This window comes from Thermostichus lividus PCC 6715 (assembly GCF_002754935.1).
Classification (GTDB): Bacteria; Cyanobacteriota; Cyanobacteriia; order Thermosynechococcales; family Thermosynechococcaceae; genus Thermosynechococcus; species Thermosynechococcus lividus.
The window spans coordinates 2,616,483-2,638,894 of sequence record NZ_CP018092.1 but is presented as its reverse complement, the minus strand read 5'-3'; the positions used below and the strand labels follow the sequence as shown (position 1 = coordinate 2,638,894).

Below are 22,412 nucleotides of genomic sequence, written 5' to 3'. Positions count from 1 at the left end.
GACTGCCGTCCTATGCAGAGATGTCTAAGTCTGGGAAGGTACGTTTAATATCGTTCACCAGTTCATCCAGTTCCGCCAAAGCAGATTGGATGTCAATACTAATGGTGCCAGTACCGGGAAGCTCCATCAGCATTTTCAGACTCTCTCGTTTACTGAGAATGATCTGTAGGCGATCGCGCAGAGTGGGCAAATCCATAGATGTATAACCTATCTCAAAGACCACTCCTACTTTAACGCCCCCTTGGGTCAATTCAGCCCCTTTGGCTGAGAAGCGAGGCAGAATAACTCATTCCCCATTGATTTCAACAGGCCAATTAACGCAGAGGCACACACTGGTGACATTTTTACGCGGGGCGGTAATATCTCGATTGCTGCTAGCAACGGCAACATTACGTCAGGCTTCCTTATCAGTGCTGGCAGTGGCGGTAATGTCAATCTTTCTGGGATCAATCTATTATTGAGTTTTATTAATGCTGGCACTGGAAACGTCGATATTTTTGCAGGTAATTCGTTGCGACTAACGGGAGCCTTTACTGTTGACGGCATTCTCACCAGCATCTATGGCAATGCCATTAATATTTTTATTAATAGTGATACCTTTTTCTTGGTTGGTAATCCAGCGGTCAATGGTACGCTTGGTGCGCTGGTGACCCCCAATTCAGTGATTGCCCCCCTAGCGAATGGCAATCCAACGATTCTTTCGGGAACGGTTGAGCGTGGCAATATTCGCTTCCAGAATTTAGGCCCTAATCTGGTCTCTAATCCTTGCTCGCAGTTGCAGTACAGTAACAATGAGTGTACTCAGGCGGCCAACAATGTATTGCAACCTCCACCACCGGCAATAATTCCGCCGTTGCAGCCCCCTTCTGAGCTTCCACCAGTCCTGTTTCCACAAGAGATTGCCCTTGCTCTAGAGAATAATGACTTAGAAAATGCCCTAATTTTGCTCGATCAGATGGGGTGCCAAGAGGTCAGCAGTTACTTTGGGCGCACCTGTGATGCGGATGAGCTATCGCTGGCGCAAATTCAGGCCATCCTCAACGAAATTGCCAAGCAAACGGGCAAGAAACCTGCGGTCATTTACATGCTCAACCGTCCTGAGCAAACGGATCTCTTGATGGTGACTCCTGAGGGTGAGCCAATTTATCAAGCCGTGAAGGGGGTAGGGCAAGCGCAAGTTCTCAAAGCTGCTGAGGAGTTCATGAACAATGTGCGGGATCCGCGGCTCGTCAATACCCGTACCTACTTGCCAGCATCGCAACAGCTTTATCAATGGTTGATTGCGCCGCTGCGTCCGCAACTGGAGACTCAAGGGATAGAAACGCTGGTCTTTGTCCTGGATGGTGGGATGCGAGGGGTTCCTATAGCGGCACTGCACGATGGTCAAGGTTTTTTGGTGGAGCGCTTTAGCGTTGGGCTAGTACCCAGTATGAGCTTAATGGATACCCGCTACCGCAATGTTCAGCAGGGGCGCATCCTGGCTATGGGAGCCTCGGAGTTTGTGGATCAGTCGCCATTACCGGCGGTACCGATTGAATTGGCTCAGATCACAGACGATTTGGGGGGTGGGAAAGAGTTTTTGAATGAGGCGTTCACCATTTCTAATCTTCAGGCCCAACGGCGGAGTGGAGCTTATCAGGTGATCCATTTGGCCACCCACGCGGAGTTCCAGCCGGGGTCTCCAGAAAATTCCTATATTGCGTTTAGGGATAGCCGCTTGAATCTGTTGCAGTTGCGCAATTTGCAGCTCTACCGCCCAGATACTGAACTGTTGACCTTGAGTGCGTGTCGAACCGCTGTTGGCGATTTGGGGGCAGAGTTAGGCTTTGCTGGTTTGGCAGCGCAGTCAGGGATCAAGTCGGTGCTGGCCAGTTTGTGGTACGTCAGTGATGAGGGAACCTTGGCCTTGATGACTGAGTTTTATCATCAATTGAATACGGCACCGATTAAGGCTGAAGCGTTGCGGCAGGCGCAGTTAGCGATGCTGCGGGGGGACGTTCAAGTCAAGGGCAATCAACTGCAAACCCCACGGGGATCAATTCCGCTGCCGCCAGACGTGGCTCGTGGCGGGGGCGATCGCCGCCTCAGCCATCCCTACTATTGGTCTGCGTTTACGATGATTGGCAGCCCGTGGTAGCTTGTCCTAGCTAATTCAATCGGTCAATGTGCAGCACTATGGAGGGCGGTGCTTGGGCGTGAAGCTGGGCCTGTAAGGTCATGGCGGCAGCTATCAATGCTTTTAAGTCAAGGCCATAATGGGCGGGGTCGCACTGTTGCAGGCGGCGGGTTCCTTCCCCTAGAAGTAAAATTGCCCCCCGGGAGTTACTGCGGCTAGCATGGTAACAGGCAACAGCAATCTGCAGCAGACCTTGATAAAAGGTGCGATCGGGTTCGGTAGCCTCTAACCACAGCACTTCGAGGGTGTCGTGGCACGCATAGTATTGGCCGCTGTTGAATTGGGCGATCGCTTGCTGTAGGGGGTCAGATAAATGCATCGGTTATCCTGAAGATCGATTAACACGCTCACAGCTAAGTAAATAGCAGATAACACCCCATGCCTATTCGCTACACCTAGGACATACAATCACTTTGGAGCTGAACATTAACACCTTCCCCGCGCTTGCAAGCGGAGTCTCTTGGAGAACTCTCAATGATTTTTTACAAAAACATGACTGGCGATCGTTTGTTGCCCCATAGCGCGATCGCCGCGCCCTTAGCTGCGATCGTTTGTTTCACAAAACTGCTCCCATTCGCAGGATCTTAGCTTGCGGTAGGCATCAATGCACTCACTGCCTAGGCATCGCGAAAGAGGGGGTCACGATCCAGCACCTCAAGGGCAACCAAGAGGATAGGCGGCACCTCCTTAACGCTACCCTTGGGCTAGAGATCGGTGTAGCCAGCCCAGCTAGATCGTCGCTGGCTGCCCTGCTTGAGCGGTTGTCGGTTTACCTACCGGCACTCGTACCGTTTGGCCAAATTGCTCCAAAATCACTGCGGGTACGGTTTCATAGGCATCAATGGAGCGCACCAGCACTGTACCAGCAATGGTGTCCCCTACTTGCACGGTACGGGTGACATTTTCTTTGGGAGAGCGAATGACGGCCTGGAGACGACCGTTGATCGCCGCAACACCAAATACTTGGACAGCTTGGGCATCTACCGGTGGGGGCGGTGGCGGCAGGGTAGCAGAACCACCCGCACCACCTGTACCACTTGTTCCACCCGTAGCACCATTGCCATTACCGCCTGGGGTGCCCGTTCCCGGAACTGGTACCGGTTCAAACGGGTTAGAGCGACCCGTATCAGACAACCCTGCAACATACTCTTTGGGGTTGGTGGGCGGCGTTAGGGCAGTGATAGGCGAAGGGACAATGGCTGGAGTTGGCGTAGCTTCGGCAGCCGGTTCGGCCTCAGCTGCTGGTTGCTGGGGGAGGGGTTCACTGATTTCGCTCTCGCTCACAAACAAGCCGCAACCGCTGATGGCAATAGCCACAAACCCAGTGGCGATCGTGGTGGCAATGGCACGCTGTTCCGACATTTGTGTCTCACCCTATGGTTAATTGCTTAAGGAAACGTTGAAGATAGCCCTTAGTTGCCTACTATAAACATTACCCTTGGGGGCGATCGCCTATGCACAGGCAGTTACTCAAGTGTCCTGCAATATCGCGGTGGCAACCCCTAGATGAGACAGGCGGCAAACTGCTGACGTAACTGCTGTTCATCTAAATTGCGGCCAATAAACACCAGCTCGTTACGCTGATGGTTAACAGGGCGATCGAGGGGACGACCGTCAAAGAGCATATGTACCCCCTGAAATACAAAGGGGGTGGGCTGCCCCGCGAGATGCAAAATGCCTTTCATGCGGAAGATATCGGGGCCTTGGGTTTGTAATAACTGGCTCAGCCATGCCTGCAACCTTGCCCCATCTAGCTCGCCTTGGGCAACAATGGAGACGGAGCCAACGGTGTCATCGTGTTCATGGGCATCTTCACAATCACAGCAACGTTCTTGCCGTGTTCGTAGGTCAAGATCCGATTCAGAAGGGTGGTTTTACCTGCTCCGAGGTACCCTGTCAGTACCGTCACGGGAACGGTGGGATTGCCGTTAGTTGTCATGTTTGGCCTCATCGAGCGCGATACACTGGTAATGTGAAGTGAAAACAACTGCCTTTACCGAGGTGGGAGTCCACCCAAATTTGGCCGTAGTGCATCCGGATGATTTGGCGACAGAGGGCAAGGCCAATGCCATAGCCTTCAATGGCGCGATCGCGATCGAGGCGCACGGTCTCACCAAAAATTTTCTCCTGATCCTCCGGCGGAATACCTGGCCCGGTATCACAGACGGTCACTTGGACTTTTTGGGTCATGCGGTGCAGCACACTCAGGTGAATGGTGCCGCCTTCTGGGGTGTATTTACAGGCGTTGTCTAGTAGATTGACTAACACTTGGCGGATGCGATCGCCATCCCCATAGACTAGGGGAATATCCAACGGTAAGTCAGTTGTAAACGTTTGTTGTTTGCGTTCAAAGTTCAGACGCACATCGTTGATGGTCTCTTGGCAGAGGCTGCGCAGATCCAGTTGGCGGGGCATAATTTGCAAGTTATCTTGCGGCCCACGGGCGGCCAATAGCAGGTCGGTAATCAATTGCCCCATGACGACGGTTTGGCTGCGAGCATGGTGAAACAGCCGCTGTGTATCCTCCCGATTGAGTTGACAACTGAGTTCGTTGTGCCAATGAGACTCTAAGGTTTCTAGGGCAATGCCAACGGCGGTGAGGGGGTTGCGTAATTCGTGGGCGAGCAGGCTAATAATGCGATCTTTAAAGTGCAGTTGCTCACTGAGGCGATCGCAGGTTTGGCGCAGTTGAAAGAGTTCTTCCTGAAGGCGCACCAGCTCCATACTACAATCGGATTGCTCAGCAGCAGTTTTTTCCATATCTGCCTGTAACACCATGGCCAGTTGCTGCTGCCAGCGTGGCCACCAGTAATCTACTTTTTCCAACAATTTGCGACCGGCTAGGGTTTGGCGGGGTTCGGGTCGCACTTTAATGAGGGCTGGGGTAGCCACCAGCTTATACTCCTCGAGCAGGTAAGGCTGCTCCCCAATGGGCACAACTTTTAACTCCACACCAAAGTTGGACGGCAGTTGCTGGATATAGGATTGGATGGCAGCCGTTTCCTCTTCATCCCCTGGTCGATCAGCCACAAACAACAGGAGGCTGAGGGGCGCTGCTGTGGGGGGGTATGATTACAACTGGGATCAGCAAAGGCTTTCATCAAACCACCACAAACATCATTATTTCAACTGCGATCGCCCACCCTTCGCACTGCCAACAATACAGTGTAAAGTTAGCTAAATCTTAGCGGATTCTTGGCTAGAACCCAACTTAGGACTGTTGACCATTGCGGCGGCCTAGCTCGTAAATGCCACCGCCCACCATGCCCATTAAGCCCATGCTCAATGCCCAGCTTTGCCCCAACCCAAGGCTCAAAAGCAAAAAGCAGATAATGCCTAGCCCCACAAAGGGAATCACTCCAACCATCCCTGCCCAAAAGTCGGCGCGATCGCCGGCTTTAACCAGTGCCACATCCCCACTCAGCCAAGTGGACAAACGCTGAATAAAGGCTTGGCTCGTTGGGTAAAATCCCCAATACAGGGCGATCGCCCACAGCCCAGAACCGGCAATGGCGATCGGTGAGAGGGAAATCTGGTGTAGGTTTTGAATCATAACAATCCTTGGAAAATTTTGGGATCAAACATGTCCCGCAGGGCAAGATAGTACGGGATGAACACACTTGTATCATGATCTGCGGCGCGGGTTTCGATTTCTTTCCCCAGTAGGTGCACCATCTGAAAGACTAGCTCCCATGTAACGTTTAGGGACGGGTAGAGCATGAGACACAAGGGAAACAACTCCCGCTGCAACGCTTCAAGACGCTGTTCCAACAAGCACACCCACAGGTAAATCTGGAACATTTCCACATCCCGAATACTGGACACCCTGACGCTGGGCTGACTTAAAGAACCGCTAAAACAACGGTGTTTGGGGTTGAGTGCCGCCACACGCTCACAAATGCAAGTGGCGATCGCTGTGCTTTGGGGAGTAAATGCCGAACCAGTTGTAGCGCTGGCGCGTCGTAATCATAGTTGGCGGCTGCCTCGTACGCTCGGTGTAAGGGCATATACAAATGGTCGTCAATGACCTTAAAAAAGCTACCCAAGATGCCGCGTTGGCTCTCTGGCGCTGCCTCCAGTAATAGCAAGCCGGTGTGGTGAAACTGCATACTGACAAAGCCAATAACCCGCGGATCCGCCGCCGTATAGCGAGCACGAACCTCGCTGATGGCACTGGCCACCTTGGCCGTCATCTGCTGCGTACTTTTATGATCTTGGTATAGCTTCAGGGTTCGCTGATAGATGTCGTGAATATCCTTGGAAATTGCCCACGGATCCACTAACTCTGCGGCAATTCCATGGCGGATCATTTCTGCGGCCAAAAATCCTTCGGTGCGCTGCCATGCCTTGATACTGGCATTGCGTAACTCTGAAAGCAGCCGCGGTGCTACAACTTCAGGAGCGTCCTCGGCAACCGCTGTCGTATTCAATGTGGTAATGTAGCGCTTTGCCCATGCTTGCGCCAGACTGCTTAAGGAAGACGGCGAGTCGGTGGCGATCGCCATAGCCCCCTGCGTGTTATCAAACATAGAAACCTCAGCTAACCTGCAACAGGGCAAAAGGCTTACTTATGCCTTGTATTAAGAATTGTAACGCAGCTCTCAGACTAAAGGCAACCCAATCTGACAGTATCCCAACGTAGCTAAAGACCTAGGGCTAAGCCTTAGGAAGTGGGTGAACTGAACCCCGCCCTAGAAGGGCGAGGCTTCTACCCCGGTTAGGGGCTTAATTCCGGGTTCCCCAGTAAAAGACGAACCGCCTCTTGCAGGATATTCCATGCAGCGGTCACGTCGCGAACATGCTGCCTTCCACACGATGGGCACGTCCACTCTCGGTCACTGAGCGTCAAATTGTCGTTCAGTGACCCGCAATCCCAGCAAAGCTTGGTGGACGGGAACCAGCCCTCAATGAATTGAACGGCAGCTCCGTACCACTTGCCCTTATAGGTGGTGTAGACGTGCAGCACTCGGATACAGATTATCTACGGCGCTTTGGAGTGACTGTGAATTGGGGTATTTCAGCCACGCAAATTGCCGCTTCAAGTCGGGCAGCATCACCTTGTACTGATTCTTATTGAACTGGCGCGTTTCCTTCCCGCCTAGAATGTCAGAAGTCGTGAACATCCTGAAAGGCTACAGTTCACGGCATCTTAGGATGGAGTTTCCCTGGCTGAAGCAGCTCTACCAAAAAGATCCGCTTTGGGCCAGGTCGTTTTATTGGGGAACCTGTGGCCATGTGTCGGCTCAAACCGTTAAGCGCTATATCGAGGAGTGCCAGGGTTGATCAACTCTGCCGCTTTGCAGCGGCGCGGGAACCATTCTGTATCCCCGACCTGAAGGAAGGGGGTTTATCTGGTTCCCGTGCCCTCCATTTTCTATAAATCACTATCCAGCGAGACTCGCCCTTTGCTCCATGGGCAGGTTTCCCAGTTGAGCCTACGGCGTAGTCTGGTTTTCGGTTATTTTATGCGGCAGGGGTATCATAGAGCTATTGTATTTGCAAAAAAAGTTCTCCGAGCATTTAACCAAGTTGTATCGCCAGGCCGTGCTTTGGCGTTGTTGGTAGAGTACAGTCTCGTTCTTAGACAGCATGGTATCTGCATCCCGCGCCACTGACTGGCAATTGTTACAGCAATTGATCCCCTACCTACGGCCTTACCGTTGGGCGCTCTTAGGCAGTGGTTTACTGCTAGTGCCCTTGGCCGCTGCCGCCGCCCTACAGCCCATTATCATTGGGCAGGCGATCGCCTTCCTTAAGGGGGAGGAGAGCACCTACGCTTTTCTCAAGCCCCTGTCGCTGACCCAAGGCATTGATGTTCTGAGTATGGCGCTGCTGATCACCGTGTTATTGCGGTTTACGATGCAGGCGGCCCAAGGGTATTGGATTCAGAAAATTGGTCAGCAGATTACCGCAGATATTCGCCACGACTTGTTTAACCATGTATTGCGGTTGTCCTCTCGCTTCTTTGATCGCACACCAGTGGGTAAGCTGATTACCCGCTTGACCAGTGATGTAGATGCCCTCGGCGATGTGTTTGCCACGGGTGCGGTGGGGGTGATCAGCGATGTCTTTTCCATGGTGGTGGTGATCCTCACCATGTTTTTTATTGATCGCACCCTAGCTACCCTGTTGCTAGCACTGGTGTTGCCCATTACGGCGCTCATTATCTATTTTCAGAATCGCTATCGGGTGGCCAATTACAAATCCCGCGAAGAGTTATCGCTCCTGAATGCCAACCTACAGGAAAATATTATTGGCATTAGCGTAGTGCAGTTGTTTCGGCGCGAGGCCTTTAATAGTGACTTATTCCGGCGGCGTAATCAACGCTACGTTGCTGAAGTGGATCGCACGATTTTTTACGATTCAGCGGTTTCGGCCACCCTAGAGTGGATTGCCTTTGTGGCGATCGCTGGGGTGCTGTGGTTAGGGGGTGCCTTAGTAGAGCAGCGCACGATTGACTTTGGTACCCTAGCCACATTTATTCTCTTTTCGCAGCGCGTGTTTGATCCACTCCGGCAACTGGCTGAGAAATTTACTACCCTGCAGGCGGGGCTAACGGCCATTGAGCGCATCACCGATCTGCTGACAGAGCCAATTGATATCCAAGACCCCGATCCCACCGTTGTACAGATCGCGCCACACAGCCCTGAGCGAGGAGCCGTCGAGTTTCGTGATGTTTGGCTGGCCTACAAAGACGATGACTATATCCTCCAACAGGTATCCTTTCAGATTGCGGCCGGTGAGAAGGTAGCTATCGTTGGCCCCACAGGGGCTGGTAAAAGCTCCATTATTCGCTTACTCTGCCGTCTTTACGAACCCAGTCGCGGCGATGTTTTTGTGGATGGTCGTAATGTTCGCGAGTTCACCCAAGCGGAACTGCGGCACCACATTGGCGTAATTTTGCAGGATAGCTTTTTGTTTTCCGGGGATGTGAAAAGCAACATTACCCTTGGTGATGCCTACACCCTCGAGGAGATTCAGCGGGTCGCAAGGGAGATGAACATTGCTGAGTTTATTGAGCAATTGCCCGCAGGTTACGACACCCTTCTACGGCAACGCGGCACAAATCTATCGGCAGGGCAACGGCAACTTCTCGCCTTTGCGCGGGTTGCCATCCGCAATCCACAAATTCTGGTACTGGACGAAGCCACAGCCAATCTTGATGTGGGTACCGAGGTCATGATTCAGGCAGCCTTGAACCGCCTTTTGGTGAATCGCACAGCCATTATCATTGCCCACCGCCTCGCCACTATTCGCTATGTGGATCGCATTTTAGTGCTCAAGCGCGGCAAACTGGTGGAGCAGGGCACCCACACTGAACTCTTGGAACGCAATGGGGTCTATGCCAATCTTTACCGCCTACAGGCCTTATCGGACATGACCGAGGCATCGGCCTAGCGGCAAAGGGTGGCAGCCTTGTAGCCCAAGCTCCTTCAGATACTCGCAAAACCAGCACACCAAAAAGTAAAGACTTGCAAACAAGCGTGAAGGGGGTTCAAGAATCTTGATACAACAATCTATGGAGTTGCCGCTAAAAACCACGAGAACACGCTGTTATGAATATTGCTGTCATTGGATTAAGCCATAAAACTGCCCCCGTAGAGGTTCGCGAAAAACTCAGCGTGCCAGAGGATGTGCGGGAGCGAGCACTACAGCACCTCTGTGGCTATGCCCATATCCAAGAAGCAACGATTCTGAGTACCTGCAATCGTCTGGAAATCTACATTGTGGCCAGCGACACGGAAGCTGGGGTACGGGAGGTACACCAATTCCTCAGTGAATGGAGCCATATTCCCTTGCGGCAGTTGCGGCCATTCCTGTTTATTTTGCTGCACCAAGATGCTGTGATGCACCTGATGCGAGTCGCTTCGGGGTTAGATAGCCTCGTGATTGGCGAAGGCCAAATTCTCTCCCAAGTCAAGCGGTGCCACCAGTTGGGGCAGCAGTATAAAGCCATTGGGTCAATTCTGAATCGTCTGTTCACTACGGCGATCGCTGCGGGGAAGCGGGTGCGTACTGAAACCAGTATTGGTACCGGGGCAGTCTCCATTAGTTCCGCAGCAGTGGAGCTAGCGGATTTGCGAATCCCCAACCTGCAACACTGCCGCATTGCAATTGTGGGTGCGGGTAAAATGTCGCGTTTGGTGGTACAACACCTGATTGCCCGCGGAGTCAAGGAGCTACGTATTATTAACCGCTCTGTGGAGCGCGCCCAAGACCTCGCACAGCAGTTTCCGGATGTACGATTTGAACTTTTTACCATGACTGATTTGCTGCCGATTGTGGCCGCGATGGATTTAATTTTTACCGGCACCGCCGCAACGCAGCCCCTCTTGGATCGGGATAACCTAGGCGCAGTGCTCACGGGCGATCGCCCCCTATCTATCATTGATATTTCCGTGCCCCGAAATGTTCACGCCAACGTTACGGAACTAGCAGCCGTGCAGCTCTACAATGTGGACGATCTAGAAGCGGTGGTGGCTCAAAACCAAGAAGCCCGCCGCCAACTGGCGCAAGAAGCTGAAGCCATTCTTGAAAAGGAATTAGACACCTTCCTCGCATGGTGGCACGCTCTGGAAACCATCCCAACCATTCGTTGCCTGCGGGAAAAAATGGAGCTAATTCGCACCCAAGAACTCGACAAAGCCCTCTCGCGCCTCGGCAGTGAGTTTGCCGATAAGCACCAAGGGGTGATTGAGGCGATGACCCGAACCATTATTAACAAAATCCTCCACGACCCCACGGTACAATTGCAATCCCAGCAAGATTTAGAAAGTCGCCAGCGAGCCATGCAGACCCTCCAGGCGCTGTTTAATTTGGAGCCTGTGGAAGCCTAACTGCCCGTGTGGCCTATGCAGCGAGTTTTTAAGATTTGTTGAGAGTTAACTCATTTACTCAAGCAAAATCTGGGAAAATTGCATTGAGACTCTTAGGATGAGCTAAGAATGAATTGGCAAGTGGTTTGGAAACGCTTTGTTGGCTGTGTGGGGCTGGGTGTGATTGCGATCGCCCTCATGGCGATGCCGGTGTGGGCCACCAGTGCCGCAGAGATTCCTTTCCCCGCTGGCGACAGCGGAGTGATTGACGAAGGGAATGTGCTCAGCCCCATTACCCAAAGCAGCCTCGGTCGGCTTCTGCAAGAGGTTGCCAAGAAGACTGGCTTTAATGTTCACTTTGTCACGGTGCATCGACTGGACTATGGGGAAACACCGCAAACCTTTGTGGATACGTTGTTTACCGAATGGTTTCCCGATGCGGCTGCCCAAGCCAACCAAGTGATTGTTGCCCTTGATACGGTGACCAATGGTACGGCTATTCGTTACGGCGATGCCGTTGCCCAAACCCTCAGCCCAGAAACTGCCGACAGCATCGTCCAAGAAACCATGCGGGTACCGCTGCGCGATGGCAACTACAATCAATCAGTCTTAGATGCGGGCGATCGCCTCAGTAAGGTGCTCCAAGGAGAACCCGACCCAGGCCCCCCGTCATTCGTGAAGTGATTACGGAAAAGACCTATAAAAGTAAAAGCGAAACCGATGACCGCTCTGCCACAATTATTGTCGTGATGCTCTTAATTGCCGCTACAGTGATTCCAATGGTGACATACTTTATCTATCAAGGATCATCGTAGCCAACCGCCTTTATTATTTATGAAAATCTATACCTACCACACGCCGGAGCGTGTTCCCGCCGATTGGCAGCCCGACTGCGCGATCGCAGTTGATGTATTACGTGCCACTACCACCATTGCGGCTGCCCTTGCTGCCGGAGCCGAGGCGGTACAGGTCTTTAGTGATCTTGAAGAGCTAGAGCGCACCAGCCAGCAGTGGCCGGCGGCAAAACGGGTGCGGGTCGGAGAGCGCGGTGGCAAGAAAGTTGCTGGCTTTGATATGGGCAACTCGCCGAGCGAGTGCGTGCCCGAGCGGGTGCAGGGGCGGCGGCTGTTTATGAGTACAACGAATGGTACCCGTTCTCTAGAGCGAATTCAAGCCAGTCCTCTGGTGCTGGCGGCGGCCTTAGTGAACCGTGCTGCGGTGGCTGAATTTGTCCATAAACATCAGCCCGAAACGATTTGGGTCGTGGGGTCGGGTTGGCAGGGGAGCTATTCGCTAGAGGATACGGTCTGCGCTGGTGCACTGGTCCACTGCCTGTGGGGGCAACAGGATGTCTCCCTTGAAACCTTGGCCGGAAATGATGAGACGATAGCGGCCACAGCACTCTACCGCTACTATCAAGAGGATCTACTGACTCTGTTTCACCACTCTAGCCATGGCCAGCGCCTCCTCAATCTTGGCAATGAGGCGGATCTTAAGTACTGTGCTCAGACCGATATTCTTGAGATTGTGCCGTGGCAGATTGCTGCCAAAGTATTGACTAAGGCCTAGGGCACCACATTCCCACCCACAGCAGAAACCCTAGCCAGACATTTTCATTAAAGTAGCGACCATAGGTCTGGATCGGTAATGTTGTGGTTTGGATGTCGCGGCGCTCGTGGCTGTAAATTTGTAGAGACTGCCGCAGCCAAAAGTAACTGGTAACCCCTAAGGCCAGCCAGAATCGCCAGCTCAAATTAGCGCTGTACCCTACGCCTACAAGCAGTAGGATGGTGCAGCCATAGAGGAGCGCGATCGCCAACGGGGCATAGGCACCAAAAAACAGGGCGCTGGAATGCACCCCCAAGCGACGATCGTCGGGGCGATCGGGCATGGCATAGACCGTATCAAAGGCCAGCGTCCACACCACCACTGCCCCCATAGCCACGCCGTTGTCAGCGTTAAGCGACCTTGAACCGCTGCCCATGGAATTAAAACCGCAAACCCCCATGCTAAGGCAAGCACAAGTTGGGGAATAGGAAACACCCGTTTTGCTAAAGGGTAAAGGATAATGACTGGCACCGCAGCGATCGCCAGCCCATAGCCCAAAGGTGTGAGATAAAAGGTTAAGCCCCAAGCACACCCAAACGCAATCACCATGAGGCCAAGCGCTAGACTCAGCGAGAGTCGCCGACTGGCTAAAGGACGGTGCTGGGTGCGTTGGACGTGGGGATCAATATTGCGATCCCAAATGTCATTAATGATACAGCCTGCGGCACTGGTGGTGATTGTGCCGACAATAATAATGCCGAGGAGCGTGACAGAGGGCAGCCCGTTACTGGCCAGCACCAGCGACCACAGGGCTGGAATTAATAAAATAAGGCGGCCTGCGGGTTTGTGCCAGCGAAGCAACTGGGCGATCGCCCGCCACGTGGAACCAGATGTTGTTGGCAGTTGGGAGTTCACCACAGCGGTTTCAGTCATCTTCAATTGCCCTTAGCTACCTATGGTACAGCCCATTGCGATCCTCTCGCAGTCGGCACTGAGGTAGCAGATCCGCAGTTGCTGAAGGCTTGGTCTGAGAGTACGCTAGCTCTTAGCTGAGGGGGGTCGGGGGTAGAGAAGCCGCCACTGTGATGTCATAGATGTCATGCTGCCAAATAGTGGGCTACAGTTTTAACAAGGGTTTCAGTCCAGTAGTCGGCAACAGGCTGCTGTTCGGCCTCAACCATTACCCGAATCACAGGCTCAGTACCGGACGCGCGCACCAAGACGCGACCGCGATCGCCCATATCCTGCTGTGCTTTAGCAATCATCTGTTGCAGTGGCTCACACTCGTGCCACTGGAGGCGGCGGTGCCGATCCTCCACCCGAACATTACGCAAAATCTGTGGATACGCCGTAAAACTGTTATTCCGCAGTTGGGCTAAGGGGCAGCCTGCATCCTGTACTAATGTAGCGAGGTGAATGGCGGTTAGGAGGCCGTCCCCCCCACGCCATAGTGCCGACACAAAATATGTCCCGATTGTTCACCCCCCAGCATTGCGCCATGGCGCACCATTTCGGCATGGACGTACTGATCCCCAACAGCGGCCCGTACCAGTTGGCCGCCTCGTGCCTGCCACGCCCGCTCAAACCCAAGGTTAGACATCACCGTCGCCACAATTAAATCCTTGGGCAACTGCGCCTGTGCCTGTAGGGTCTGTCCCCAAAAGTAAAGGATATGATCACCATCGACCGTGCGGCCTTCATTGTCCACCGCAAGGACGCGATCGGCATCCCCATCAAAGGCAAAGCCCATCGCAGCCTTCGTTTCACTCACTGCTTGGCGCAATGGCTCTAGATGAGTTGAGCCACACGCCACATTGATGCGATCGCCATCGGGTTGATCGTGTAGCGGAATCACTTCAGCCCCTAGGGCATGGAACACCGTCGGCGCGATCGATACAGCAGCCCCCCATGCCAAGTCCAGCACCACCCGTAACCCCCGCAAGGGTTGACGCTCCTCTAGGGGAGCTTGGAGGGCATGGCGATATCGCTGCAACAGCTCGGGCGATGGCGCAGGCGACCCCACTGGTGCGTTGGTGACAGTACCGATCCTTCATTGAGGCGAGCTTCAATCTGCTGTTGCAGAGCTGGTGCTAATTTGCTACCATCGCTGCCAAAAATTTTAATGCCATTATCGGCGGGGGGGTTATGGCTCGCCGAGATCATTGCTCCGCCGATGGCCTCGGTATGGGCCGTCAGGTAAGCAATGCAGGGGGTTGGGCACAACCCCACATTCCAAACATCAACGCCGGCTGCGGTCAAGCCTGCTGCTAGGGCAGTGGCGAGCATATCACTAGAATTGCGGGAATCTTGACCAATAACAAAGGCAGGATGGGGGAAATCTGTTCCCTCGCGCAGCACTTGACCGACCCAATAGCCTAAATGCAATGCCAGATTGGGGGTGAGTAATTGGCCTACACGCCCACGAATACCGTCGGTGCCAAAACGAATCGGTTGCTGCACACTCATCATGGAGTCCTCACGCCACACAGATAGTCACATTTTCTATCACACTGCTATGGCTATTCACGATAGCAGCCTTAACATTTGTTAATTAATCTGGACTATACCACCTCCGCTGCTCCCCATCCACTAACGTGCCACCACAGGAACGAACAGCGGTATTGTTGAGAAGGTCTGTCAGGGCTGCTTTTGCACTCGGGTACTCAAACTCAAATCCACTGGCTAAGGTGCGCTCCGGCAACACTCGCTGCCCCTTCAGCACAACTTCTGCGGCTTCCCCCAGTAACAGTTGCAGAGCAATGGCAGGCACGGGCAACCAAGAGGGACGCTGCAGTACCTCTCCTAAGATGCGGCAGAATTCCGCCATGGTCAGCGGTTCCGGAGCAGTGGCATTGTACACTCCCTGCAGGGTGTCTTGATCGAGGGCGGTCAGAATAAGCCGGACTAAATCCTGCTGATGAATCCATGAAAACCACTGTTGCCCTGAGCCTAAAGGCCCTCCCAGATAGAGCTTAAACATCGGGAGAAGTTTGGCCAGTGCCCCTTGATCTCCTAGGACAATCCCAAACCGCAGAATTACCAGCCGTACGCCAAGGGGAATGACGGCGCGGGCAGCGGCTTCCCAGTCTTGGCAAACATGGGCGAGGAAATCTGTGCCAGCAGTGTTTGTTTCAATAAAGGTTTCCGTTTCACTCGTGCCATAGTAGCCAACCGCCGAGGTGGAAACCAGGACTTTAGGACGCGCCTGAGCTGCGGCGATCGCCTGCACCAGTTGCTGGGTACCAATAACACGACTATCGTAAATTTCTTGCTTGCGGCTGGGAGTCCAGCGGCCATTGGCTAGGGGTTCCCCCGCCAGATGAATCACTGCATCCGCACCCTCAAGCACCTGATACCAGTCTCCCTGGGCTTTAGGGGTGTAGGGCACCACGGTAACCTGCGGGGTAGTGGCAAACGTCTTGGATACCCTGCGGACTAAGGCCACCACCTGATCGCCGCGCTCCACAAGTGCCCGTACTACCTGCCGCCCAACAAAGCCCGTTGCACCGGTGACAACAACTCTCATACAGCCTCCACAATGGGATGCCATTGGCGACCGTACTGCTCTTGCAGGGCGTACCAAGCCTCCACTTGGCCGTTGGCGTATTCCCCGGGGTTGCCCCACTGCAAAAAGGCACTCAGCACCGATTTGTCATTGCCATCAAGAAAGCGAATCGCGTAGGTGGTAAAGTTCCCCCGCTTAGCTTGGCCTTCCTCAAAGCGAATGGTGGCAACCTGATCCATATTGAGATGAAACTCAAAGTCATCGCTGTGCATATTGGCATACCGACCTTTGGGTAGCTCAGCGTAGAACACCTTTTCAAGGGGCGATCGCACCTCAAGAACTGCTGTATCGTTCGTAACAACAAGGCGTAGCAGTCCTAAACGGCTACAGTCTTTGAGAAATTGCTGAAAGGAGTGTTGGGGATGCTGCAAATCTGTGGACATTACCTGCTCATAAACCAACACTTTCACTTTGACATACTCTCTGACACTGCGGATATTCGACTAGCTGCTGCGTTAACAGGAGCCTCACAAGCACACCAATATTAAAGTTTTGTTAAGAATTCCTGAAATTAGCAAGGATAATGTGTAGTTTTCTATACTATACTTATAGTATATTTAAGCAAACCCTAAAGAATCATGCGCTTACTCAGTGGGGATCAATAAAATCCTCATAAATGCGATGGTTGCTTACGTTGGTACCTTTTCGTATCCGTAAAAGCACTCATGGCAGGACAACATGCTTGTAGTAACGTGGGTTCAGGTAAAAGGTGAGAAAAAACTGTGACTCCCCTCGTTCCCGCTGCTCCATCTGCTGGTCATCGTCGCTACGATCCCGAGGCTATTGCCCGCTACTTCCTGTTTCGACCATGGCAGGTGATAGGGCGGTTCTGTAATATTTTTGTATCCTTCTTTACATTTTGGCTGCTGTTGCAATGGGATAAATTGATCGGCCAACAGGAGGTTAACATCCCACTGCGAGCCATGCAGCTACGCAAGCTCTTAATTCGTTTGGGGCCAACATTTATTAAAATAGGCCAAGCCCTGTCCACCCGTCCCGATCTGGTGTGTCCCGATTATCTTGAGCAGCTCACCTTACTGCAAGATAAGCTGCCTCCTTTCCCCACCGAAATTGCGATCGCCATTATTGAACGAGATTTGCGATTGAACTTAGGGGATATCTTTGCAGAATTTTCACCCCAGCCAGTGGCGGCTGCCAGCCTTGGTCAGGTGTATCGTGCCAAACTGCACACCGGCGAAGAGGTGGCAGTGAAGGTACAGCGACCCAACTTGTTGCCGGTAATTACCCGCGACTTGTTTTTAATTCGGCTGTTAGTGCAGTGGGTGAAGCCCTTGCTGCCCATTAACCTTTGCCATGATCTGCGCGATATTGTCGATGAGTTTGGCCGGAAGCTCTTTGAGGAAATCGACTACTTAAATGAGGGGCGCAATGCTGAAAAATTTGCCGCCAACTTCCGGGATGACCCAACGGTAAAAGTGCCGCAAATTTATTGGGAGTTCACCAGCCAGCACGTCCTAACGCTGGAGTGGATCCACGGAATTAAGCTCACCCGTACCGATTGTATGGTGGCGGCGGGGGTTGATCCAGACAATCTCATTCGTGTCGGTGTGATTTCTGGTCTGCGCCAATTACTGGAATTTGGCTTCTTCCACGCGGATCCCCACCCCGGCAACCTGTTTGCCATGGCGGATGGCCGTATGGCCTACATTGACTTTGGCATGATGGATCAGTTAGAAGACACCACCAAAGAATCCTTGGTAGATGCGGTGGTTCACCTTGTTAATAAGGACTACCCACAATTAGCGGCAGACTTTGTCAAGCTAGGCTTCCTGACCCCAGATACCGACATTACGCCCATCATCCCTGCCCTTGAGTCGGTGTTTGAGGAAGTGATTGGCTCGAGTGTCCAAGAATTTAACTTTAAGGTTATTACCGATCGCTTTTCAGAGTTGATGTATGCTTATCCATTTCGGGTGCCAGCCAAGTTTGCCTTGATTATTCGCTCCCTCGTCACCCAAGAAGGGATTGCCCTTTGCTTAAACCCTGAGTTTCGGATTGTGGATGTTAGCTATCCCTATGTGGCGCGACGCTTGCTGCAAGGTGAATCGCCCCAACTGCGGCGGCGATTATTGGATGTACTGTTCAAAGACGGTCGTCTGCAATGGCAGCGGCTTGAAAACTTGATTACGATCGCCCGTCAAGATGGTCATTTTAACCTTGCACCTACAGCCACCCTTGGCCTACAGTATCTCTTTTCAGACGAGGGGCAGTATTTACGGCGCCAAATTGTGCTAGCGTTAACCGAAGATGACCGACTCCACACCGAAGAGGTGCAACGGCTCTGGAACTTGGTGAAATCTGACCTGCGGCCACTCTTTTTCATTGATGTGGCGTGGGAAGCCCTCAAAGCTTCAGTGTCCCAAGCGCTTCCTAAAGAAGAGGAGTCCTTAGTGGTTGCCCGCTAGAGCGTGGGCTCGGGCGGTTGTCGGTTGCTCGCTAATGCAGTAAGGACAGGTTATTGTTGTGTTTGATCCACCCATTGTAGTGCTGCTTGCCGGAATTTTTATAGGGTTGGCCAGTGGCAAGGCTTTTGAGGCCACCCTGAAACAAAGTGTGCAGGAGTGGAACCGTAGTCGCTCAACGCGTATTCTCAGTCAGCTTCGCGGTTCCAGCTACAGGTACCTTACTTAGGTATTTGTTTAGGAATTTGGTTATTTTTGAGCGCAGGGCTATGGACCTATGGCTTTCCTGCACGGCTGAGCATAGCGATCGCCCTTGGGCTGACGGTTGCCACGGCCATTTTAGTGTGGTACCAACTGGGCAAGCTGCTGACCATTTTGGGTACGGGTGGCTCCCAAGCCCTTGACCTTGATGCCCTTGACGCGAAAAAGTAGGTCGTGCCACTCGATCCAAGGAGGCGGTGTGGATTTAGCCACCCAAGTTAACCAATTAATTGCCAACGCCCCAGACGACCCGGCAACAATTGCGGCGGTACAGGCGATCGCCCCTATCCTCCTAGAGGAAGCCCAACGCTACCAGCAGACCATGTACTATGTGCTGCAAACCGAGGATGGCCAGTGGCAGATTATTACCCTTGAAGAGCGCCATCCCCCCTACCACCAAAAGGTGGTCATTCACGCCTACGGTAGTGCTGAGATGGCAAATGCCCATAGTGAGGGCGATCGCCAACTCGTTGTTGTCGAAATGCCCATTATTCCACTGCTGTTCCAACTCTTAGCTGCCGACCCCGTAGATAGCCTGATTGTGTTAGAGCCTCCCAATGGCGAGCAGGGTTGGGAAGTCAGTCGTGAGTCACTGCTAGCTCAAGTTCGCAGCACGTTGAGCCTTCCCCCTAACATAGCCTGATGGAATTAGAGACCTAGCAACTTGCTTTGAGGCCACTACTTCAGTTCAACATCAACGCAGACCCTGTAATTTCGTTGTTGAGATCGCTACGAATGAGAAGACGATTCTGGTGACCAAGGGAGCCAGTCTTCATCTAGGGCTTGCTCCAACGAAAATTCTGGCTCATCAGGAACTTCTTGGGACTCCAGTTGGCTTGCTTTCAGAAAAAGCTTTCTAGCATTGCCATAGGCAGATAAAAACTGGTCATTGAGGTAATTTTTGAGGCTGGGACTATCTTCGAGAATGGCTTGAATCTGCAAACGAAAATTAGTAATCTCTAGATCCCACCCTCTAAAACACATCTCTCGCTCGGATTTCCAATACCGGAGCTTTAGAAAATGCTCACATAATCGCATCAGGTAGCTGGAAATGGCTCGTTTATCACTTCTCCCCAAGCTCTCAATCTCCTCAATTAAATTTTCCAGATCAAGACTGCTAAAATCCTGTGCTTTCAATTGAGCAACCGTTTCATCCAACCAACGTTGATAATCTTCATCGTATAGTGACGTGAGTTTAGTTTTAACTTGAGGTTCCATAGTGCCTCACCTCCATCAGTTGCTTCATTGTATTGATTGCCAATATCACACGCCTCGAAAAATCTGCACCTACATCAAACAGCGGGTCGATATAAATCAAATCTACCTTGCCCTGACACTCTTGGATCGGCATCGCAGACCCCACAATATCCATCTCGTGGACACCATCCTTGCCCCGCGCGCATTGGACAGTTGGGCATGTGAGTTGAGACATGATTAAGGCAAAAGGTTGTAGTAAAACCTTTATTTGTTGTTGAGATCGCTACGAACGAGAAGACGATTCTGGCGGCCAAGGGAGCCAGTCTTCATCTAGGGCTTGCTCCAATGAAAATACCGGCTCTTCAGGAATCAAGTAGGCATTCAACTCACTTGCATTGAGAAAAAGCTTTCTACCATTTTTATATTGTTTACGGAAAACATCCTGTAAAAACGACTTCAAGCTAGGACTGACTTCCAACTCCTCCTGAATTTGCAATCTGAAGTTGATGACCTCACGTTTCCAACCTCGCAAGCACATCTCTCGTTCAGATTCCCAATACTTAATTTTGAGGAGATGCTCACATAAGCACATGAGATAGCTTGAAATTGCATGTTTCTCACTTCTGCCCAAGCTCTCAATCTCCTCAATTAAATTTTCCAAGTCAAGATCACTAAAGTTGCGCGCTTTCAATTGAGCAACCGTTTGATCTAACCAACGTTGGTAATCTTCATCGTATAGTGACGTGGGTTTAGCCTTAACTTGAGGTTCCATACCTGAGTGCCTCCATTCAGATCTGTATTGTATTGAGAAAAATCACTACACGCAGCGTAAAACCCGTGCCCCTATCAGACAGCGGCTCAATACCAATCAGATTCACCTTGACCGTCAACGATCGCATCAGCCCTCACTCCAACTGCTCTGTTACGGCTAGAGGCTCACTAAATGCGGCCACTACAAACGGCAATATCGCTTTGGTGCTGGCAACAGAATGGCTCAAGCTTCAGCGAAAAAGAATGGTACCATGGGCTATCGCTACAACTTATCTCGCGCTTCAATCTATAGATACTTCCATCATAGATTGCCAGTAAACTTCCCCTGACTGAAGTCAGGGGCTTTCAGTAGCCCTGAGCCTGTTATGTTCTGCAAGAGAACAAGACAAGCCCGAACCTCTAGGCTGGTTTACAACAGCCCCCAAAAGCGCAATTACGCTAGCACCATTGAAATCTGCGTCTCCTGTCCAGCCACAATGCCCGCACTTAAACTGCTTCCCAGTGCGATAGGACTGCTTTGGGTCGGGGTAAATATGCAGGCATCTGTGGCAAGTTTGACTACTGTAGCGAGGATTAACTAGCACTATTCCCACACCTGCTTTGAGTGCCTTGTAGCTAATGAAGCTACGCAGTTGGTAAAACGCCCAACTGTTGGCACGCCTACGCTCTGTTTTAGAACGAGGTACTTGATTAGTGCGCTCCCGTATCCCTGTCAGGTCTTCCAAAGCAATAACACTGCCCGTTGCTTTTGCCCTTGCCACAATGGTCTTAGAAATGCAGTGGTTTACCCATGCCTGAAAGCGTCTCTCCCTGCCAGATAGCCGTTTCACCAGTTCCCGACATCTACGCCTAGAACTGCGTGTGCCTTTACTGGCTTTCTGCTGGAGTACCGCCCTCAGTTTGGAGTAGTGGTCTCGTACCTTAGTTAACTGCTGTCCATGCCAGTTGTCTCCTTCCGATGTATGTGCAATGTCTGTCCTACCGAAGTCAACGCCCAAAACCCCATGTCCAGTCTGAGGTTCTGGCACTTCTTCCTTTACTTGGATGTGGATATAAAACTTACCATCTTTGCGTTTGCAGAGAGTGGCAGAAGTAGGCTTCTTGCCCTTGAGTTTTTCTATCTGGTAGTTACCCACCACTAAGGGAATGCGTTCCCGTCCGTTTAGGGTGGAGAGGCTAACGCATTGTTCTTTCGCTCTGTAGTCAAACAGGCGAGCATCATAATCCACAGAAGTAGCCCTGAATCCCTTAACCTTTCCCACCTTGCGGTTAGCGGCAACTCTGGCACAAGCCCTGACAGCCAAGTTAGCGGTTAAGCCGAATTGCTGTCGTACTGCTCTGTAAACTTCTTTCTGAATACGGTTCTTGTTAGTAATGCTGGGGCAAATGGTACTGTTGATGTATCTGCAAGCCTCAGCGAAGCCCTGCAGAACTTGGTCTAGCTTGACAATTTGCTCTGCAGTGGGATTTAGTTGACAGACAATGGTCAGTATTTGCTGTGGCATGAGTTCATTTTATGCGCCTAAATGGTAATATGGCAACTGAAGTTGCTAAAGAGGCTTTCCTCCCCGCACTGAAGTACGGGGCTTCCAGCCCTACCCGATGTGAAGGGTTCTTGTTGGTTTTACTAAGGTGCAATCTTTCAGGAGAGGGGC

General features: G+C 52.1%; 23 protein-coding genes and 4 pseudogenes. 10 read left to right on the top strand and 17 right to left on the bottom strand.

What is annotated here, in order from left to right:
• Nucleotides 1–10: 10 nt before the first annotated feature.
• A complete protein-coding gene (locus tag BRW62_RS12875; RefSeq protein WP_099799738.1) occupies nt 11–196 on the bottom strand; it encodes a hypothetical protein in 186 nt (61 codons plus the stop codon).
• A 261-nt stretch (nt 197–457) separates the two neighbouring features.
• Between BRW62_RS12875 and BRW62_RS12870 the strand changes: the two genes are divergently transcribed.
• Nucleotides 458–2,137, top strand: a complete 1,680-nt coding sequence (locus tag BRW62_RS12870) for a CHAT domain-containing protein (RefSeq protein WP_198406063.1) — start codon at nt 458–460, stop codon at nt 2,135–2,137.
• A gap of 10 nt (nt 2,138–2,147) precedes the next feature.
• On the opposite strand, the gene BRW62_RS12865 is transcribed toward BRW62_RS12870, so the two are convergent.
• From BRW62_RS12865 to BRW62_RS15415, 9 genes and pseudogenes are all read right to left on the bottom strand, one after another.
• Nucleotides 2,148–2,495, bottom strand: a complete 348-nt coding sequence (locus BRW62_RS12865) for a DUF309 domain-containing protein (RefSeq protein ID WP_099799736.1) — start codon at nt 2,493–2,495, stop codon at nt 2,148–2,150.
• A gap of 410 nt (nt 2,496–2,905) precedes the next feature.
• A complete protein-coding gene (locus BRW62_RS12860; protein ID WP_099799735.1) occupies nt 2,906–3,538 on the bottom strand; it encodes a hypothetical protein in 633 nt (210 codons plus the stop codon).
• Nucleotides 3,539–3,678: 140 nt separating this feature from the next.
• Nucleotides 3,679–3,990, bottom strand: a pseudogene (locus BRW62_RS12855) (GTP-binding protein); the annotation flags it as partial.
• Nucleotides 3,927–4,115, bottom strand: coding sequence for a GTP-binding protein (locus BRW62_RS12850; protein WP_157768377.1), 189 nt, complete (start codon nt 4,113–4,115; stop codon nt 3,927–3,929). The gene BRW62_RS12850 and the pseudogene BRW62_RS12855, both read right to left, overlap by 64 nt.
• A gap of 8 nt (nt 4,116–4,123) precedes the next feature.
• Nucleotides 4,124–5,230: pseudogene (locus tag BRW62_RS12845) on the bottom strand (histidine kinase); the annotation flags it as partial.
• 157 nt (nt 5,231–5,387) lie between these two features.
• Entirely contained in the window at nt 5,388–5,729 is a 342-nt protein-coding gene (locus tag BRW62_RS12840; RefSeq protein WP_099799731.1) for a hypothetical protein, read from the bottom strand.
• A complete protein-coding gene (locus tag BRW62_RS14295; RefSeq protein ID WP_227517442.1) occupies nt 5,726–6,001 on the bottom strand; it encodes a hypothetical protein in 276 nt (91 codons plus the stop codon). The genes BRW62_RS12840 and BRW62_RS14295 overlap by 4 nt, the downstream gene beginning before the upstream one ends.
• A gap of 17 nt (nt 6,002–6,018) precedes the next feature.
• On the bottom strand, nt 6,019–6,705 hold the full coding sequence (locus BRW62_RS12835) for a hypothetical protein (RefSeq protein ID WP_227517441.1): 687 nt from the start codon (nt 6,703–6,705) through the stop codon (nt 6,019–6,021).
• Between the two features lie 188 nt (nt 6,706–6,893).
• A complete protein-coding gene (locus tag BRW62_RS15415; protein WP_157768376.1) occupies nt 6,894–7,142 on the bottom strand; it encodes a zinc ribbon domain-containing protein in 249 nt (82 codons plus the stop codon).
• Nucleotides 7,143–7,249: 107 nt separating this feature from the next.
• On the opposite strand from BRW62_RS15415, the gene tnpA reads away from it, so the two are divergent.
• The 6 genes from tnpA to BRW62_RS12805 all read left to right on the top strand — a co-directional run bounded on the left by tnpA (nt 7,250) and on the right by BRW62_RS12805 (nt 12,561).
• Nucleotides 7,250–7,459 carry an IS200/IS605 family transposase gene (gene tnpA, locus BRW62_RS15410; protein ID WP_227517440.1) on the top strand — a complete coding sequence of 70 codons (210 nt, stop codon included), beginning with the start codon at nt 7,250–7,252 and terminating at the stop codon, nt 7,457–7,459.
• Between the two features lie 306 nt (nt 7,460–7,765).
• The gene (locus tag BRW62_RS12820) at nt 7,766–9,574 is read left to right on the top strand and encodes an ABC transporter ATP-binding protein (protein ID WP_099799728.1); all 1,809 of its coding nucleotides are present in this window, start codon (nt 7,766–7,768) and stop codon (nt 9,572–9,574) included.
• Between the two features lie 158 nt (nt 9,575–9,732).
• Nucleotides 9,733–11,013, top strand: a complete 1,281-nt coding sequence (locus tag BRW62_RS12815; RefSeq protein ID WP_099799727.1) for a glutamyl-tRNA reductase — start codon at nt 9,733–9,735, stop codon at nt 11,011–11,013.
• 108 nt (nt 11,014–11,121) lie between these two features.
• Entirely contained in the window at nt 11,122–11,676 is a 555-nt protein-coding gene (gene psb32 / locus BRW62_RS12810) for a photosystem II repair protein Psb32 (RefSeq protein ID WP_227517439.1), read from the top strand.
• On the top strand, nt 11,673–11,807 hold the full coding sequence (locus BRW62_RS14770) for a hypothetical protein (RefSeq protein ID WP_257790486.1): 135 nt from the start codon (nt 11,673–11,675) through the stop codon (nt 11,805–11,807). Before psb32 ends, BRW62_RS14770 begins: the two co-directional genes overlap by 4 nt.
• A 19-nt stretch (nt 11,808–11,826) precedes the next feature.
• Nucleotides 11,827–12,561, top strand: coding sequence for a 2-phosphosulfolactate phosphatase family protein (locus tag BRW62_RS12805; RefSeq protein ID WP_099799726.1), 735 nt, complete (start codon nt 11,827–11,829; stop codon nt 12,559–12,561).
• On the opposite strand, the pseudogene BRW62_RS12800 reads toward BRW62_RS12805, so the two are convergent.
• The 4 genes and pseudogenes from BRW62_RS12800 to BRW62_RS12785 all read right to left on the bottom strand — a co-directional run bounded on the left by BRW62_RS12800 (nt 12,551) and on the right by BRW62_RS12785 (nt 16,488).
• A pseudogene (locus tag BRW62_RS12800) lies at nt 12,551–13,473 on the bottom strand (4-hydroxybenzoate solanesyltransferase). The gene BRW62_RS12805 and the pseudogene BRW62_RS12800 sit on opposite strands and share 11 nt — an antisense overlap.
• Before the next feature lie 164 nt (nt 13,474–13,637).
• A pseudogene (gene glmM, locus BRW62_RS15405) lies at nt 13,638–15,009 on the bottom strand (phosphoglucosamine mutase).
• 82 nt (nt 15,010–15,091) lie between these two features.
• Complete coding sequence (gene thyD, locus BRW62_RS12790) at nt 15,092–16,066, bottom strand: thylakoid membrane protein ThyD (RefSeq protein WP_099799725.1); 975 nt, start codon at nt 16,064–16,066, stop codon at nt 15,092–15,094.
• Complete coding sequence (locus BRW62_RS12785; RefSeq protein WP_099799963.1) at nt 16,063–16,488, bottom strand: ChuX/HutX family heme-like substrate-binding protein; 426 nt, start codon at nt 16,486–16,488, stop codon at nt 16,063–16,065. The genes thyD and BRW62_RS12785 overlap by 4 nt, the downstream gene beginning before the upstream one ends.
• A gap of 339 nt (nt 16,489–16,827) precedes the next feature.
• On the opposite strand from BRW62_RS12785, the gene BRW62_RS12780 reads away from it, so the two are divergent.
• The 3 genes from BRW62_RS12780 (at nt 16,828) to BRW62_RS12770 (ending at nt 19,432) form a co-directional block, all read left to right on the top strand.
• Nucleotides 16,828–18,531: an ABC1 kinase family protein gene (locus BRW62_RS12780; protein WP_099799724.1), complete on the top strand. Its 1,704-nt coding sequence runs from the start codon at nt 16,828–16,830 to the stop codon at nt 18,529–18,531.
• Between the two features lie 252 nt (nt 18,532–18,783).
• A complete protein-coding gene (locus BRW62_RS14275) occupies nt 18,784–18,960 on the top strand; it encodes a hypothetical protein (protein WP_227517435.1) in 177 nt (58 codons plus the stop codon).
• A 28-nt stretch (nt 18,961–18,988) separates the two neighbouring features.
• Nucleotides 18,989–19,432 carry a hypothetical protein gene (locus tag BRW62_RS12770; protein WP_099799723.1) on the top strand — a complete coding sequence of 148 codons (444 nt, stop codon included), beginning with the start codon at nt 18,989–18,991 and terminating at the stop codon, nt 19,430–19,432.
• A gap of 86 nt (nt 19,433–19,518) precedes the next feature.
• Here BRW62_RS12770 and BRW62_RS12765 read toward each other — a convergent pair whose 3' ends face one another.
• The 3 genes from BRW62_RS12765 to BRW62_RS12750 form a co-directional block, all read right to left on the bottom strand.
• Complete coding sequence (locus BRW62_RS12765; protein WP_099799722.1) at nt 19,519–20,007, bottom strand: DUF29 domain-containing protein; 489 nt, start codon at nt 20,005–20,007, stop codon at nt 19,519–19,521.
• A gap of 262 nt (nt 20,008–20,269) precedes the next feature.
• On the bottom strand, nt 20,270–20,758 hold the full coding sequence (locus BRW62_RS12755; protein WP_099799720.1) for a DUF29 domain-containing protein: 489 nt from the start codon (nt 20,756–20,758) through the stop codon (nt 20,270–20,272).
• A 334-nt stretch (nt 20,759–21,092) separates the two neighbouring features.
• Nucleotides 21,093–22,262, bottom strand: a complete 1,170-nt coding sequence (locus tag BRW62_RS12750; protein WP_099798547.1) for an RNA-guided endonuclease InsQ/TnpB family protein — start codon at nt 22,260–22,262, stop codon at nt 21,093–21,095.
• Nucleotides 22,263–22,412 lie beyond the last annotated feature (150 nt).

What these genes read in the sequence shown, in the direction of transcription:
- BRW62_RS12875 (WP_099799738.1), bottom strand. Translation starts at nt 196, where the DNA reads ATGGATTTGCCCACTCTGCGCGATCGCCTACAGATCATTCTCAGTAAA.
- BRW62_RS12865 (WP_099799736.1), bottom strand. Translation starts at nt 2,495, where the DNA reads ATGCATTTATCTGACCCCCTACAGCAAGCGATCGCCCAATTCAACAGC.
- BRW62_RS12860 (WP_099799735.1), bottom strand. Translation starts at nt 3,538, where the DNA reads ATGTCGGAACAGCGTGCCATTGCCACCACGATCGCCACTGGGTTTGTG.
- BRW62_RS12850 (WP_157768377.1), bottom strand. Translation starts at nt 4,115, where the DNA reads ATGACAACTAACGGCAATCCCACCGTTCCCGTGACGGTACTGACAGGG.
- BRW62_RS12840 (WP_099799731.1), bottom strand. Translation starts at nt 5,729, where the DNA reads ATGATTCAAAACCTACACCAGATTTCCCTCTCACCGATCGCCATTGCC.
- BRW62_RS12835 (WP_227517441.1), bottom strand. Translation starts at nt 6,705, where the DNA reads ATGTTTGATAACACGCAGGGGGCTATGGCGATCGCCACCGACTCGCCG.
- BRW62_RS12820 (WP_099799728.1), top strand. Translation starts at nt 7,766, where the DNA reads ATGGTATCTGCATCCCGCGCCACTGACTGGCAATTGTTACAGCAATTG.
- BRW62_RS12815 (WP_099799727.1), top strand. Translation starts at nt 9,733, where the DNA reads ATGAATATTGCTGTCATTGGATTAAGCCATAAAACTGCCCCCGTAGAG.
- psb32 (WP_227517439.1), top strand. Translation starts at nt 11,122, where the DNA reads ATGAATTGGCAAGTGGTTTGGAAACGCTTTGTTGGCTGTGTGGGGCTG.
- BRW62_RS12805 (WP_099799726.1), top strand. Translation starts at nt 11,827, where the DNA reads ATGAAAATCTATACCTACCACACGCCGGAGCGTGTTCCCGCCGATTGG.
- thyD (WP_099799725.1), bottom strand. Translation starts at nt 16,066, where the DNA reads ATGAGAGTTGTTGTCACCGGTGCAACGGGCTTTGTTGGGCGGCAGGTA.
- BRW62_RS12785 (WP_099799963.1), bottom strand. Translation starts at nt 16,488, where the DNA reads ATGTCCACAGATTTGCAGCATCCCCAACACTCCTTTCAGCAATTTCTC.
- BRW62_RS12765 (WP_099799722.1), bottom strand. Translation starts at nt 20,007, where the DNA reads ATGGAACCTCAAGTTAAAACTAAACTCACGTCACTATACGATGAAGAT.
- BRW62_RS12755 (WP_099799720.1), bottom strand. Translation starts at nt 20,758, where the DNA reads ATGGAACCTCAAGTTAAGGCTAAACCCACGTCACTATACGATGAAGAT.
- BRW62_RS12750 (WP_099798547.1), bottom strand. Translation starts at nt 22,262, where the DNA reads ATGCCACAGCAAATACTGACCATTGTCTGTCAACTAAATCCCACTGCA.